General features: G+C 45.2%; 13 protein-coding genes. 9 read left to right on the top strand and 4 right to left on the bottom strand.

Going from position 1 to position 15,015, the window contains the following annotated elements; genetic code table 11:
- Positions 1-9 precede the first annotated feature (9 nt).
- Positions 10-420, top strand: a complete 411-nt coding sequence (locus KXD37_RS06355) for a hypothetical protein (protein WP_106019858.1) — start codon at positions 10-12, stop codon at positions 418-420.
- A gap of 148 nt (positions 421-568) precedes the next feature.
- Here the strand turns inward: KXD37_RS06355 and KXD37_RS06350 are convergent, their stop codons facing one another.
- Positions 569-1,600, bottom strand: a complete 1,032-nt coding sequence (locus KXD37_RS06350; protein WP_106019859.1) for a polysaccharide pyruvyl transferase family protein — start codon at positions 1,598-1,600, stop codon at positions 569-571.
- Positions 1,601-1,688: 88 nt separating this feature from the next.
- Positions 1,689-2,837, bottom strand: a complete 1,149-nt coding sequence (locus KXD37_RS06345; protein WP_254517959.1) for a glycerate kinase — start codon at positions 2,835-2,837, stop codon at positions 1,689-1,691.
- Positions 2,838-3,030: 193 nt separating this feature from the next.
- On the opposite strand from KXD37_RS06345, the gene gntR reads away from it, so the two are divergent.
- The 6 genes from gntR (at position 3,031) to ahpF (ending at position 10,506) form a co-directional block, all read left to right on the top strand.
- Positions 3,031-3,762, top strand: a complete 732-nt coding sequence (gntR, locus tag KXD37_RS06340; RefSeq protein ID WP_010332563.1) for a gluconate operon transcriptional repressor GntR — start codon at positions 3,031-3,033, stop codon at positions 3,760-3,762.
- Complete coding sequence (gntK, locus tag KXD37_RS06335; RefSeq protein ID WP_254517960.1) at positions 3,755-5,296, top strand: gluconokinase; 1,542 nt, start codon at positions 3,755-3,757, stop codon at positions 5,294-5,296. Before gntR ends, gntK begins: the two co-directional genes overlap by 8 nt.
- A 28-nt stretch (positions 5,297-5,324) precedes the next feature.
- Entirely contained in the window at positions 5,325-6,671 is a 1,347-nt protein-coding gene (gene gntP / locus KXD37_RS06330; protein ID WP_127696271.1) for a gluconate permease GntP, read from the top strand.
- A 25-nt stretch (positions 6,672-6,696) separates the two neighbouring features.
- The gene (gnd, locus tag KXD37_RS06325) at positions 6,697-8,109 is read left to right on the top strand and encodes a decarboxylating NADP(+)-dependent phosphogluconate dehydrogenase (RefSeq protein ID WP_151174648.1); all 1,413 of its coding nucleotides are present in this window, start codon (positions 6,697-6,699) and stop codon (positions 8,107-8,109) included.
- 290 nt (positions 8,110-8,399) lie between these two features.
- Positions 8,400-8,963, top strand: coding sequence for an alkyl hydroperoxide reductase subunit C (ahpC, locus tag KXD37_RS06320; protein ID WP_024123485.1), 564 nt, complete (start codon positions 8,400-8,402; stop codon positions 8,961-8,963).
- A gap of 13 nt (positions 8,964-8,976) precedes the next feature.
- The gene (ahpF, locus tag KXD37_RS06315) at positions 8,977-10,506 is read left to right on the top strand and encodes an alkyl hydroperoxide reductase subunit F (protein ID WP_151174649.1); all 1,530 of its coding nucleotides are present in this window, start codon (positions 8,977-8,979) and stop codon (positions 10,504-10,506) included.
- A gap of 106 nt (positions 10,507-10,612) precedes the next feature.
- On the opposite strand, the gene bglA is transcribed toward ahpF, so the two are convergent.
- On the bottom strand, positions 10,613-12,052 hold the full coding sequence (gene bglA / locus KXD37_RS06310) for a 6-phospho-beta-glucosidase BglA (RefSeq protein ID WP_151174650.1): 1,440 nt from the start codon (positions 12,050-12,052) through the stop codon (positions 10,613-10,615).
- 13 nt (positions 12,053-12,065) lie between these two features.
- Complete coding sequence (locus KXD37_RS06305; protein WP_263463417.1) at positions 12,066-13,934, bottom strand: beta-glucoside-specific PTS transporter subunit IIABC; 1,869 nt, start codon at positions 13,932-13,934, stop codon at positions 12,066-12,068.
- Between the two features lie 157 nt (positions 13,935-14,091).
- On the opposite strand from KXD37_RS06305, the gene KXD37_RS06300 reads away from it, so the two are divergent.
- Complete coding sequence (locus tag KXD37_RS06300) at positions 14,092-14,802, top strand: GntR family transcriptional regulator (RefSeq protein WP_254517962.1); 711 nt, start codon at positions 14,092-14,094, stop codon at positions 14,800-14,802.
- A 28-nt stretch (positions 14,803-14,830) separates the two neighbouring features.
- Positions 14,831-14,992 carry a hypothetical protein gene (locus KXD37_RS06295; RefSeq protein ID WP_101169711.1) on the top strand — a complete coding sequence of 54 codons (162 nt, stop codon included), beginning with the start codon at positions 14,831-14,833 and terminating at the stop codon, positions 14,990-14,992.
- The last annotated feature ends 23 nt before the right edge of the window (positions 14,993-15,015 follow it).

The raw sequence follows: 15,015 nt of genomic DNA, 5'->3' as shown, positions 1-15,015 counted from the left end.
GAAAGAAACATGGATTTTATGAATAAGAAACCAACAGATGCTGACCGTTTTATGCAAAGAGTGACGAGTCAGCATTCAAGCACTTCGATTTTTTCAAACACTAATGTAAATACCTCTGAAATGACACCTGAACAATTGGCGGCGTTCAAAGAGAAGAAGAGACAAGAACAAAAATTGGCGTTAATGAATTCAATCAAAAAACAATTAAGCTATGCATTTCAGGAAGACCGTAAGAATTTGTCTTCGATCCTTGAAAACATTACAGATGCCGAGCAGGCTATAAAGACAAAACGAGAAATCCTCAACCATCATATGTCTGGAAAAGCAATAGATAGTGTCACTGATAAAATGAAAGATCGCCTTTCATTTGATAAAGTTCATTCTGATGTTTCGAGTGTAATCAATTCCATTGGCTTATAAGGTAGAGAGTCAATATAGCTTAAAATAAGGAAGATATTATCTCCGACAAAGCGGCGCAGCGAGAACGAATCACGAATGAAACTGTGCGTCTGGAAAACGATCATTAGCACAGAAAAAAAGCAGACTGTTCCCAGTCTGCTTTTTTCCATTACGATCTAAAGAAATCAACCAGCGGCTGAAAATCCTTAGACAAATCAACATCATTCGGCTCTGCTTGAAGCAGGCGGTCAATCATTTGCTCTAATTCCTCAATATCATTTTTATCTGTGTATTCAATGAAGTTTAAGCTTTCAAGCCAATCCCGGTAGGAATGTTTAGCTTTGCCGTAGCTATTTCCAAAGACGAGGCATGGCGTTTTTGTGATAATCGAGAAGATCATAGCGTGAAGGCGGTCGGTAATGACCAATTTACTTGAACCGATGCGGTCAAGCATCTCCATAAAATGCTTTTCCCGATCCTCGTAATCAATCATATCGACCGTATCAAGCACCGTGTCTGTACGCTCCGCGTAGGTTGTTTTTTCTGCCCATTTCATCATGTGTGAAATAAAATCTTCATCCGTTACCTTCTCCTTGTCCGCTCTTAAAATAAAAAGAACGCCGTCCCGTTCAAGCTCTTTCGGTACGATATCCAAAGACAGCACCATATCCGGTGTAAAGATCACATCTGAATTAAAGGTTTCTTTCACAACATCGAGCGTCTGTGTCTCCCGCGCGGCAATCGTTAAATTTGGATTTTGATGGTACGCATCCTGTGTTTTTTTCTTTTCTTTGTTTCCGTCCTCTGTATCTTCAAAATAGACGGATTGCGGAAGAGAAATGGATTTGTAGTCTTTAAACGCTGCAAATACCTTCCTTCTGTCCTCCTCAATATCAAGGTAAAGGTTCCCCAGATTTCCTCCGCCGGTAAAGCAGACAATATCGTCTTCACGGATGATCTCCTTCACCAATTCGATGCCTTCGTCCGTCGCGTAGTCCATAATTTCAATATATTCATAGTACGGAAAATGATTTTTAATAAATTTCTCTTCCGCATACGCAATCGCTTGGTCTCCGATGTTTGTGTAACTCGGGGAACCAAACAAAAATACTTTTCGTTTATCGTTTAATAAGGCTTCGGGTTTTACATTCGGCGCGATCCCTTTACCTAGTTTTTTGCCTTTGATTTCTTGTACAGTCATGTCTGTGTCCTCCTTCTAGGTTGTGCTTGGTTATCTGTCTGTACCCAGAAAGGAGGGTGAATATGCACGGGCATGTGCTTGACTGGCTTTATATCAGATACATCGATTTCGCCAGTTTTAAAGATGCCGCAATGTTTCTTGCCGTTCTTTCCATATTCTCGGCTGCATGCCCAAGTGCGTCTGCAAGGGGCACGGCTCCCGGCACGATGCTGAAAAGGGCATCCATCCCGTGTGCATAGACCGCATCACTGTCTCGCGAAACTGATCCCGCAAGTCCAATGACAGGCACATCGTATGCCTTAGCCGCTTTGGCCACGCCAATCGGCGTCTTGCCGTAAACTGTCTGGCTGTCAATCCGCCCTTCGCCGGTAATCACAAGATCTGCATCCTGAACCTCGCTTTCAAACTGGACCGCATCGAGGACGATGTCAATGCCTCTCTTCAAATCAGCACGGAGAAAAGCAAGAAGACTCCATCCGAGACCGCCTGCTGCACCGGCGCCCTCTGTTTCCCTGAAGCTTGTTTCAAGCGTTTTCTCTGCCACATCCGCAAAGCGGGACAGGTTCTGGTCAAGGATACGCACCATGTCAGGCGTGGCGCCTTTTTGAGGACCGAAAACAGCGGAAGCCCCTCTTGGCCCTGTTAACGGGTTATCCACGTCGCAGGCGACTTCGATTTTTACATTTCGTAATCTGGGATCAAGTCCTGCCATATCTATTGAAGAAAGCTGAGAAAGCGCACCGCCTCCGGGTCCAATTTCATGGCCTGATTCATCAAGAAGCCTTCCGCCCAGCGCTTGAACCATCCCGGCTCCGCCATCGTTTGTGGCGCTTCCGCCGATTCCGATGATCAAATGCTCTGCACCCGCATCAAGAGCGGCTCCGATTAATTCTCCCGTTCCTCTAGTAGAAGTGGCAAACGGATTTCTCTTCTCTGCGGGCACAAGGTGCAATCCCGATGCGGCAGCCATCTCAATCACAGCCGTTTTTCCGTCTCCCATTAGGCCAAAAAACGCTTTTACCGGTTCCCCGAGCGGACCCGTAACCATCTGCTCTTTTATGATTCCGCCTGTGGCATCGATTAATGACTGTACCGTTCCCTCACCGCCGTCCGCCATCGGCAGCTTCCGATATTCAGCATTCGGGAAAACTGTTTTGAAGCCTCTTTCTATGGCGTGAGCCGCCTCCAACGCTGATAAGCTTTCCTTAAAAGAATCTGGTGCAATAATGATTTTCATCCAATCGCCTCTTTCAAAAAGTGATGATTTACAGTGTCTTTTCTTCAATTTACCATAATTACTTTTGGCGATATATACCAATTTACCAGGAAAAATTTTATTAAAAATTAGAAATGAAAGTGTTTGCATTAATAAAACATTCACGTTATCATACTTGTATACAAGTATACTCCTTAGTGAAGAAGGTGAGCGTATGCTAGACTCCAAGGACCTGTTATATCCCGCAAAATGGCTTTCAAAAGCGTCAACCGGCGTTCGCGTTGCTTGCGAGCTGAGAATGCGAATTATTTCAGGCATGATTGAAAGCGGTACCATTCTATCAGAAAATACAATCGCGGCTGAGTTTTCCGTAAGCCGTTCGCCGGTTCGCGAAGCGTTAAAAATACTGGCTTCCGAAAAAATCATTCGTTTAGAACGAATGGGAGCGGTTGTGATTGGGTTAACTGAAAAGGAAATCGCAGAAATATATGACGTGCGTTTATTATTAGAAACGTTTGTCTTTGAACGGCTTGTCAAAATCGACGTTGAGCCTTTAGTCAAAGATCTCAGCAAGATTCTAGAAATAATGAAAGTCTCCATCAAATACGAGGACGCGGACGAGTTTTCATTTCAGGATGTGTTATTCCATGAAACGATTATCCGCGCCATTGATCACTCATACATTCAGATGATCTGGAACAATCTAAAACCCGTAATGGAAAGCTTTATTCTTTTATCAATGCGGGTACGGTTAAAGGAAAAGTACGAAGATTTCTCAAGGATTCTGGACAACCATGAGCTATATATTCAAGCGATCAAAACAAAGGACAGGGCGCTGATGGTTCAGTCTCTGCACCAGAATTTTGACGATGTGCAAGAAAAAGTAGAGGACCTCTGGCTCTCACAACAAATGCTGGCAAAAGGAGCTGAACACCAAAATGACTAGTTATATGTTAGGAATCGATATCGGTACGACCAGCACAAAGGCTGTATTATTCACTGAAAACGGAGACGTGGTACAGAAAGAAAGCATCGGCTACCCGCTCCATACACCGGACATCTCAACAGCTGAACAAAATCCGGAAGAGATTTTTCAGGCTGTCATCCATACAACAGCAAAAATCACGAAACAGCACCCCGAAAAACAAATCTCATTTATTTCCTTCAGCAGCGCCATGCACAGCGTCATTGCCATGGACGAAAATGATCAGCCGCTAACGCCATGCATCACGTGGGCAGACAACCGAAGCGAAGGCTGGGCGCATAAGATTAAAGATGAGCTCAATGGGCATGAGGTTTACAAACGAACAGGAACACCCATTCATCCCATGTCACCGTTAAGCAAAATTACATGGATCACAAACGAACGAAAAGAAATTGCTTCTAAAGCCAAAAAATATATCGGCATCAAAGAGTACATTTTTAAACAGCTATTTAATGAGTATGTAATCGATTACTCATTGGCATCAGCGACAGGGATGATGAACCTGAAAAGCTTGGATTGGGACGAGGAAGCACTGACGATCGCAGGCATTACGCCGGATCACTTATCCAAACTCGTGCCGACAACCGAGATCTTTCAGCACTGCAGCCCGAAATTAGCGATACAGATGGGAATCAATCCGGACACACCTTTTGTCATCGGCGCAAGCGACGGCGTCCTGTCCAATCTCGGTGTGAATGCCATTAAAAAAGGAGAAATCGCCGTTACGATCGGTACGAGCGGCGCTATCCGAACCATTATCGACCAGCCGCAAACCGACGAAAAGGGGAGAATTTTCTGCTACGCGTTAACGGACAAGCATTGGGTTATCGGCGGTCCGGTGAACAATGGGGGCATCGTTCTTCGCTGGATCAGAGATGAATTTGCTTCATCAGAAATCGAAACAGCGACAAGACTGGGAATTGACCCGTATGACGTGCTGACGAAGATTGCTGAACGCGTCAGACCGGGTTCTGACGGCCTGCTGTTCCATCCGTATCTCGCCGGGGAACGCGCTCCGTTATGGAACTCGGATGTACGCGGCTCATTTTTCGGCCTGACCATGTCACATAAAAAAGAACATATGATACGTGCAGCATTAGAAGGGGTCATTTACAACCTGTACACTGTGTTCCTGGCGCTAACAGAATGCATGGACGGACCGGTCACCCGAATTCAAGCGACTGGCGGCTTTGCAAGATCAGAGGTTTGGCGGCAAATGATGTCGGATATCTTTGAATCAGAGGTTGTCGTTCCGGAAAGCTATGAAAGTTCATGTCTCGGCGCCTGCATTTTAGGCCTGTATGCGACAGGGACAATCGATTCGTTCGATGCCGTGTCCGACATGGTCGGCAGCACGTACAGACATACGCCAATTGAAGATTCAGCCAAAGAATATAGAACATTAATGCCGATTTTCATTAATCTATCAAGATCATTAGAAAATCAATATACCCAAATTGCAAATTACCAAAGAAGCCTAATTACACACAAATAGCACATGACATGAAGGGGAGGGCATTACCATGCCGTTAATCATTGTTGCACTTGGGATCCTAGCTTTACTGATTTTGATTATGGGCTTAAAATTAAACACATTTATTTCATTACTGATCGTATCATTCGGCGTGGCACTGGCACTTGGGATGCCGTTTGATAAAGTGGTCAGCTCCATTGAAGAAGGTATAGGGGGGACACTTGGCCACATCGCACTCATCTTCGGACTCGGTGCGATGCTGGGCAAGCTGATTGCTGATTCAGGCGGCGCACAGCGTATAGCAATGACGCTCGTCAACAAATTCGGCGAGAAAAATATACAGTGGGCTGTTGTGATTGCTTCCTTTATTATCGGAATCGCGTTGTTCTTTGAAGTAGGATTGGTTCTATTAATCCCGATCGTATTCGCGATTTCAAGAGAATTGAAGATTTCTATTTTATATCTCGGTATTCCGATGGTCGCAGCATTATCCGTCACACACGGGTTCCTGCCGCCGCACCCGGGACCGACAGCAATTGCCGGAGAATACGGCGCAAATATCGGGGAAGTGCTGCTGTACGGCTTCATTGTTGCTGTTCCGACAGTCCTGATTGCAGGGCCAATATTTACAAAGTTCGCGAAAAAAATCGTTCCTGCATCATTTGCGAAAAACGGAAATATTTCGTCACTCGGCACACAAAAAACATTCAAGCTTGAAGAAACACCAGGCTTTGGAATCAGTGTGTTTACAGCCATGCTTCCGATTATCATTATGTCGATTGCAACCATCATTGATTTGCTTCAGGAAACAATAGGATTTGCGGATAACGGTCTTCTGGCTTTCATCCGTTTGATCGGGAATGCATCGACTGCCATGATCATCTCACTGCTCGTCGCTGTTTACACAATGGGGATCGCACGCAACATTCCCATCAAAACCGTCATGGACTCTTGTTCAACAGCCATCTCGCAAATTGGCATGATGCTGTTGATCATCGGGGGAGGCGGCGCCTTTAAACAAGTGTTAATCAACGGCGGTGTCGGCGACTACGTAGCGGATTTATTCAAAGAAACGGCATTATCGCCGATTCTGCTGGCATGGCTCATCGCAGCGATCCTGCGCATCTCCTTAGGATCAGCAACCGTTGCCGCATTAAGCACGACGGGGCTCGTCATTCCATTGCTGGGACAGTCCGATGCCAACCTTGCATTAGTGGTGCTCGCAACAGGCGCAGGAAGCGTCATCGCTTCACACGTCAACGATGCCGGCTTCTGGATGTTCAAAGAATACTTTGGATTAAGCATGAAAGAAACATTTGCCACATGGACCTTGCTGGAAACAATTATCTCCGTTGCTGGACTAGGATTTATATTATTGTTAAGTTTAGTTGTATGAATTTAATGAAGGAGATGTAACACACATGTTCAATACAATTGGTGTCATAGGCTTAGGCGTAATGGGAAGCAATATCGCCTTAAACATGGCAAATAAAGGCGAAAAAGTCGCCGTCTATAATTACACCAGAGATTTAACGGACCAGCTTGTGAAAAAGCTGGATGGACAATCGCTGAGCCCGTACTACGAGCTTCAAGATTTTGTTCAATCACTAGAAACACCCAGAAAAATCTTTCTGATGGTCACAGCGGGAAAACCGGTCGATTCCGTCATCCATTCGTTAATGCCTTTGCTTGAAGAAGGAGACGTCATCATGGACGGAGGCAACTCCCACTACGAAGACACAGAAAGAAGATATGACGAGCTGAAGGAAAAAGGAATCGGCTACTTGGGAATCGGCATTTCCGGCGGGGAAGTCGGCGCATTAAAAGGGCCTTCCATCATGCCGGGCGGAGATCGAGACGTCTATGAAAAAGCCGCTCCGATCCTGACCAAAATCGCCGCACAAGTCGGAGAAGACCCATGCTGTGTCTACATCGGACCAAAAGGGGCAGGGCACTTTACAAAAATGGTGCACAACGGCATTGAGTATGCAGATATGCAGCTGATTGCTGAAGCCTATACATTTCTTAGAGAAACGCTTCGTCTGCCGCTCGAAGAAATCGCCAGCATCTTTGAAACGTGGAACCAAGGTGAGCTGAAAAGCTATTTAATAGAGATTACAGCGGAGATTTTACGGAAAAAGGACGAACATACAGGTCAGCCGCTGATCGATGTCATTCTTGATAAAACCGGCCAGAAAGGCACAGGAAAATGGACAAGCATGCAAGCTATTGATAACGGCATTCCATCCGCTATTATCACCGAGTCCTTGTTTGCCCGCTACCTGTCGTCCTTAAAAGAAGAACGTATGGCGGCTGAACCATTGTTAGCCGGTCCGGAAACAGAGGAAAAACATTACGATAAGGATCTCTGGATCGAATACGTCAGACAAGCCTTATACATGGGAAAAGTATGCGCCTACGCACAAGGCTTTGCTCAATATAAAATGTCATCTGAGCTTTACGGATGGAACCTGCCGCTTAAAGACATCGCTTTGATTTTCCGCGGCGGCTGCATCATCCGCGCGGATTTCCTGAACGTCATCAGCGAAGCATTCCAAGAGCAGCCAGATCTCTCAAACCTGCTGATTGCACCTTATTTTTCAGAAAAGCTTAAAGCTTATCAGACAGGCATGCGAAAAGTCGTTTGCGAGGGAATCAGCGCCGGAAGCGCATTCCCATGCTTAAGCACCGCGCTCTCTTACTACGACGGCTACCGCACAGGGCGTTCCAACGCCAACCTGTTACAGGCGCAGCGCGATTATTTCGGCGCCCATACGTACGAGCGGACAGATATGGATGGCGTTTTCCATACCAATTGGTCTGATGCAAACTAATAGATAAGGCTGACAGCTGGAGCTTTTATACCAGCTGCCAGCTTTTTTTATAGGCTAAACTCACATATCGCAACTAATTGAGAATCAGACATATAAAATTTGAATATTTGTCAAAGTGTAATTTATGCTGATCACACCAGCACTTTCCTACACGATGAAAGGAAAAAGAGAAAATAATTAAGGGGTTTTGTCTTGACAAAAAATATATATTAATTAATAATTCATATATAATTAGAATTATTATTGAAAGCACTATTGCTTTCTAAACCATTTTTAGGAGGAATAACATTATGTCTTTAATCGGTAAAGAAGTACAACCATTCGAAGCAAAAGCATTCAAAAACGGTGAATTCATCGATGTAACAAACGAATCTCTAAAAGGTCAATGGAGCGTATTCTGCTTCTACCCAGCAGATTTCTCTTTCGTATGCCCAACTGAGCTTGAAGATCTTCAAAACCAATACGCTGCACTTAAAGAATTAGGTGTTGAAGTGTACTCTATCTCTACAGATACTCACTTCGTACACAAAGGCTGGCATGACAGCTCTGAAAAAATCGGCAAAATCACTTACGCAATGATCGGTGACCCATCTCAAACGATCTCTCGCAACTTCGATGTTCTTGACGAAGAATCTGGTCTTGCTGACCGCGGAACATTCATCATCGATCCAGATGGCGTGATCCAAACTGTTGAAATCAATGCAGGCGGTATCGGCCGTGACGCAAGCAACCTGATCAGCAAAGTAAAAGCAGCACAATACGTTCGTCAAAATCCAGGTGAAGTTTGCCCGGCTAAATGGGAAGAAGGCGGCGAAACGCTTACACCTAGCCTTGATCTAGTAGGTAAAATCTAAGGAGTGCATTCAATTGGTACTTGATCCAAATATCAAAGCACAATTAAATCAATACATGCAGCTAATTGAGAACGACATTGTTCTCAAAGTGAGTGCAGGTGAAGATGACACTTCTAAGGACATGCTGGCTCTCGTTGATGAGCTGGCTTCCATGTCATCTAAAATCACTGTTGAAAAAGCTGAATTGAACAGAACGCCAAGCTTCAGTGTGAACCGCGTCGGAGAAGACACTGGCGTCACTTTCGCCGGTATTCCTCTTGGACACGAATTCACTTCTTTAGTGTTGGCATTGCTGCAAGTGAGCGGCAGACCGCCTAAGGTAGATCAAAAAGTCATTGATCAGGTGAAGAAGATCAGCGGTGAATACCACTTTGAATCTTATATCAGCCTGACATGCCACAACTGTCCTGACGTTGTACAAGCTTTAAACATGATGAGCGTGCTGAACCCGAACATCACTCACACCATGATTGACGGTGCAGCATACAAATCAGAAGTTGAAAGCAAAAACATTATGGCAGTGCCAACGGTTTATCTAAACGGCGAATCCTTCGGAAGCGGCCGTATGACCCTCGAAGAGATTCTTGCGAAAATGGGCAGCGGCGCAGATGCATCTGAGTTTGCTGACAAAGATCCTTACGACGTTCTTGTTGTCGGCGGCGGACCTGCCGGCGCAAGTGCAGCCATTTATACGGCGCGTAAAGGAATCCGCACAGGTGTTGTCGCTGAACGCTTCGGCGGACAGGTTCTCGACACACTGAGCATCGAAAACTTCATCAGCGTAAAAGCAACTGAAGGACCGAAGCTTGCTGCAAGTCTTGAAGAGCACGTGAAGGAATATGATATTGATGTCATGAACCTTCAGCGCGCAAAACGACTTGAGAAAAAAGATCTGTTCGAACTTGAACTCGAAAACGGTGCTGTCCTGAAAAGTAAAACAGTCATCCTTTCAACAGGTGCCCGCTGGCGCAATGTCAACGTACCTGGTGAACAAGAGTTCAAAAACAAAGGTGTCGCATACTGCCCGCACTGTGATGGCCCATTGTTTGAAGGCAAAGACGTAGCCGTTATCGGCGGCGGAAACTCTGGTATCGAAGCAGCGATTGATCTTGCAGGTATTGTCAATCACGTCACTGTGCTAGAGTTCGCGCCGGAACTGAAGGCAGACGAAGTCTTGCAAAAACGTCTCTACAGCCTGCCAAACGTCACTGTACTTAAAAATGCACAAACAAAAGAAATCACAGGCGATCAGAGCGTAAACGGCATCACATACGTAGACCGCGAAACAGGCGAAGAAAAACACGTTGAACTCCAAGGTGTATTCGTCCAAATCGGTCTCGTGCCAAACACTGAATGGTTAGACGAAACCGTTGAACGCAACCGCATCGGCGAAATCGTAGTCGACAAACATGGCGCTACAAGCGTCCCAGGCTTATTCGCTGCCGGCGACTGCACAGACGGCCCTTACAACCAAATCATTATTTCAATGGGATCAGGAGCAACTGCCGCTTTAGGCGCGTTTGATTACCTTATCCGTAACTAATATGAAAAGCCGCTATGCTGCTCGAGCTGCAGTATAGCGGCTTTTTTTGCACATCAAAAACCCGAACCAGGCACTTCGGTTAAGTGCTCGATTCGGGCCATCTGCTTTATAATTCCTCACCATTCGTTTGAATGACGTTTTTGTACCACTCAAATGAATCCTTCTTATACCGCTTCATGGATCCGTTTCCTTCGTTGTCACGATCGACATAGATCATGCCGTAGCGTTTTTTCATTTCGCCTGTTGTGAAGGAGACGATATCAATAATGCCCCACGGCGTATAGCCGATTAAATCAACACCGTCGTAAGTGACCGATTTTTCCAGTGCTTCAATATGTGATTTCAAATATTGAATTCGTTCCGGGTCATGGATGGCGCCGTCCTCTTCCAGCGTATCAACCGCCCCAAAGCCGTTTTCAACGATGAATAATGGAATTTGGTATCGATCATAAAAGCGATTTAACGTGTATCTCAAACCAGTCGGATCAATCGCCCAGCCCCAGTCACTGGAGGTGATGTACGGATTTTCAACACTATTAGGCAGCCCGCCGTTTACGACATCTCCTGTATTGTCATTTTCGACATCGCTTTTCACAGTTGTCGACATATAATAACTGAAGCCTAAATAATCGACTGTCCCGTTTCTCAAAATCTCGTCATCGCCGTCTTCGAAGATAATATTGTAACCTTCTCTTTCAAACTCTTTTAACGCATACTTCGGATAATAACCGCGAACCTGCACATCCGGGAAGAAATAACGCTGTCTCATTTCTTCTTCAGCAAGCATCACATCTTCCGGATTAGAGGAGTAAGGATAAATCGGCACGTGTGACACCATGGCCCCAATTTGGAACTCAGGGTTGATTTCCTTTCCTTTTGCCACTGCCAATGCGCTTGCAAGTAACTCGTGGTGCGCCGTTTGATACATGACTTCCTTGGCATTTTCATTTTCTCCGACCACGACACCTGAGTTCGTCCATAGGAACAGAGGGTTGTTCACATCCATCTGGTTATTGATCTCATTGAATGTCATCCAGTACTTCACTTTATCTTTATATCGGTTGAAGCAAACCTCAGCAAATTTGACGAAAAAGTCTACGACTTTGCGATTTCTGAAGCCGCCGTATTCTCTTGCAAGATGCAGCGGAAGTTCAAAATGAGACAGGGTAATCACCGGCTCGATTCCATGCTTCAGCAATTCATCAAATACATTATCGTAGAACTGCAAGCCTTCTTCGTTCGGTTCAGCCTCATCGCCTTTCGGGAAAATCCGGCTCCAGCCGATGGACGTCCGCAAGCATTTTAATCCCATTTCCGCAAACAAAGCGATATCTTCCTTGTATCTGTGATAAAAATCAATGGCTTCATGGTTCGGATAAAATTCGTTCTCTTCAATGGAATCCGTGATTTTTCTCGGTACGCCGTGCGCACCCGCTGTCATCACATCGACGACACTTGGCCCTTTACCGCCCTGATTCCATCCGCCTTCAAATTGGTGGGCAGCTAAAGCGCCGCCCCATAAGAAATCCTTCGGCATTTTTTCCATCTTTTATTCCTCCCTAGCTTACGACTGTAAAGATTTTTTGGTCTAGCGCACTTTCTTCAAGATCCTCAATAAGAATTTCCTGATACGCATGTGAATTGGTAATGATGACTGGAGTAATCGTTGTTAACCCTTTTTGTTCAATGAATGCTTTATCAAATTCAGCAAGCACCTCGCCTTTTTTGACTGTATCGCCCTCTTTGACCTTCAAGGAAAAAGGAGTTCCGTCTAACGTCACTGTATCCAGCCCGATGTGCACAAGCAATTCAACACCAGAGGTTGAACGCAGGCCGATCGCATGCTTTGTAGGCGCGACCATGACGATGGTTCCGTCAAACGGAGCATAGAGTTTACTATCCGATGGCTCTATCGCCAACCCTTGTCCCATGGCACCCGAGCTGAATACTTCGTCAGGCACCTTAGAAAGCGGGATGACCTTGCCGCTAAATGGCGCATATACTGTCTCTTCATTTGCCTGTTCCGCCAGAAGATTGTCCTTTTCCGTCTGTGCAGCAGTATCTTCACCGTAGCCAAAGATCTGAATCAGCACAACAGGAAGAATCACCGCAATCGCAGCTCCGATTAAAATGCCCCAGATAGAAGTTGGGAATTTTTCATTGATTCCATTTACGATCGTCAGCGGTCCCGGAAGTCCCGCATAGGCAAAGTAATACAGATGAAAAAAGCTTGCTACGACTGCGCCAACCGCGCCGGAAATACAGCCAAAGATAAACGGCTTCTTAAATCTTAAGGTCACACCGTAGATCGCCGGCTCTGTAATGCCAAACAGTCCGGTTATCCCAGCTGACACACTGACTTTTCTCGTTTCCTTATTTCTCGCCTTTAAGATAACGCCAAGCACTGCGCCAACCTGTGCAACCACCGCAATCGTTTGATACGCCTGGAATGAATCCCGTCCGTATAGATCATAGTTCGCCAATACCATAGGCGTAATGCCCCAATGTACGCCAAAGATCACGATGACCTGCCAGAATGCGCCGATGATGGCTCCAGCCAAAGCCGGCACGTTCTCCGCCAAGAAGTTGTAACCGTTTGCAATTCCGTTTGCGCCTAATGTTGTCACAGGGCCAATGAGGACAATTGTTACTGGCACCATAATGACCATACATAGGAAAGGAACAAATAACGGTCTGACCACTTCGTTCATTCTCTTATTCAAGAATCGTTCAAGGTAAGACAACATCCACACTAAAAATAATGGCGGCAGCACGGAAGACGTATATGTCGTTTGCGATAAAGCAATCCCTAAGAAGGAAATGCTCTTTCCGTCTGCGATTTGAGTCGCCATCTCCGCCCATGTCGGGCTGACTAACGCGGCACAGCATGCTACAGCAATATACATGTTGGTTTTAAAATGTTTTGATGCCGTAATCGCGATAAAAATAGGCAAAAACGTAAACGGCGCCCATGATATGAAACTAAAAACCTGATAAGTTCCCGTTTTCTCAAAGCCATCAAACAGTAAATTAATGAGAATTAATGCACCTTGCAAAATACCGGCCGCAGCCAAAATGTACACAAATGGCGCAAATACCGCTGACATAGTCGCAATAACACGGTTCAGGATCGTTCCTTTATTTTCGCTCTGGTCACCAGACAGATCAATATTGACCAGCTTCGAAAACGCTTCGAAAACGTCCCCTACGTGCTGTCCAATGACAATCTGAAATTGGCCGCTGTTCTCCACGACCGTAATCACGCCGGGCATGGATTTAACGATATCCTTCGCTTGCGGCTTAGACCGCTTCAGCACCAAGCGAAGCCTGGTTGCGCAGCGAGAAGCCCCTATCACATTCTCTTCCCCGCCTACGGCCTCCAAAATGTCTTTCGCTAGTCTGGTATAATCTCTCACATTCCCCGACATTTTCACCCACCCCTTTATTTTGGTTACGCTTTCATTATAATTGTACCGGTATAATTTATCAATACTCTAACAAAGTATTTATACCTTTATCATTTCTGTAAGCGGTTTATGCTATAATTTTGACAAGTGAAACTAAACGAATGAATGAGGAATGCGTATGTTAAAGTACCAGCAAATCGCAGCGGAAATCGAAAAGTATATAGAAGAACACGAGCTTAAACAGGGAGATAAGCTGCCAGTGCTAGAAACCCTCATGGCCCAGTTTGAGGTCAGCAAAAGCACAATCACAAAGTCTCTGGATCTACTGGAACAAAAAGGCGCGATCTTTCAGCTCAGAGGAAGCGGCATTTTCGTCCGAAAGCATAAACGAAAAGGCTACATCAGCCTCCTGTCGAATCAAGGATTTAAAAAAGACCTCGAGGATTTCAATGTCACCTCAAAGGTCATTGAGCTGGACGTGAGAAAACCAACACCGGAAGCGGCAGAAAACCTCAACATCGGACTTGATGAAGACGTCTACTATGTCAAAAGGGTCCGCTATATCAACGGACAAACCCTATGCTTCGAAAAATCCTATTACAACAAATCCATCGTGACGTATTTGAACAAGGAAATTGTTTCTCACTCAATCTTTCATTACATCCGGGAAGGATTGGGACTGAAGATCGGTTTTTCTGATTTGTTTCTTCACGTGGGTCAGCTTAATGAGGAGGAAGCGGAGTATTTGGGGCTGGAGGCTGGACTGCCGAAGCTGTATATAGAAAGTATTTTTCACCTGACAAATGGGCACCCGTTTGATTACTCGAAGATTTCTTATAATTATGAGCAGTCGCAGTTTGTCGTACAGGCTAATAGTTTTTTATTATAGGGCTGCTTCTCTACGGAAGGGGGTCGACATGTACAAAATCATCATTCCTGCCATACTAGCCATCTTTGCGCTCTGGATACTCTTACAGATTTCACTAGAGATGAGCATCGTTAAGAATCCAATGAATTACTTTATCGTATTCATTATCTTCTTTCTCTTTATAAAGATGGTGAAAGAAAAACAGCAATAGTTTCCTTTTGAACGACTATAAGA

Source organism: Bacillus sp. XT-2, assembly GCF_025696525.1.
Classification (GTDB): Bacteria; Bacillota; Bacilli; order Bacillales; family Bacillaceae; genus Bacillus; species Bacillus halotolerans.
This window is presented reverse-complemented; position numbering and strand designations above follow the sequence as displayed.

Bases quoted from the DNA above. Each gene is read 5' to 3' on its own strand.
- ahpC (WP_024123485.1), top strand. From the start codon at position 8,400: ATGTCTTTAATCGGTAAAGAAGTACAACCATTCGAAGCAAAAGCATTC.
- gntK (WP_254517960.1), top strand. From the start codon at position 3,755: ATGACTAGTTATATGTTAGGAATCGATATCGGTACGACCAGCACAAAG.
- KXD37_RS06355 (WP_106019858.1), top strand. From the start codon at position 10: ATGGATTTTATGAATAAGAAACCAACAGATGCTGACCGTTTTATGCAA.
- KXD37_RS06295 (WP_101169711.1), top strand. From the start codon at position 14,831: ATGTACAAAATCATCATTCCTGCCATACTAGCCATCTTTGCGCTCTGG.
- gntR (WP_010332563.1), top strand. From the start codon at position 3,031: ATGCTAGACTCCAAGGACCTGTTATATCCCGCAAAATGGCTTTCAAAA.
- KXD37_RS06300 (WP_254517962.1), top strand. From the start codon at position 14,092: ATGTTAAAGTACCAGCAAATCGCAGCGGAAATCGAAAAGTATATAGAA.
- KXD37_RS06345 (WP_254517959.1), bottom strand. From the start codon at position 2,837: ATGAAAATCATTATTGCACCAGATTCTTTTAAGGAAAGCTTATCAGCG.
- gnd (WP_151174648.1), top strand. From the start codon at position 6,697: ATGTTCAATACAATTGGTGTCATAGGCTTAGGCGTAATGGGAAGCAAT.
- gntP (WP_127696271.1), top strand. From the start codon at position 5,325: ATGCCGTTAATCATTGTTGCACTTGGGATCCTAGCTTTACTGATTTTG.
- KXD37_RS06305 (WP_263463417.1), bottom strand. From the start codon at position 13,934: ATGTCGGGGAATGTGAGAGATTATACCAGACTAGCGAAAGACATTTTG.
- KXD37_RS06350 (WP_106019859.1), bottom strand. From the start codon at position 1,600: ATGACTGTACAAGAAATCAAAGGCAAAAAACTAGGTAAAGGGATCGCG.
- bglA (WP_151174650.1), bottom strand. From the start codon at position 12,052: ATGGAAAAAATGCCGAAGGATTTCTTATGGGGCGGCGCTTTAGCTGCC.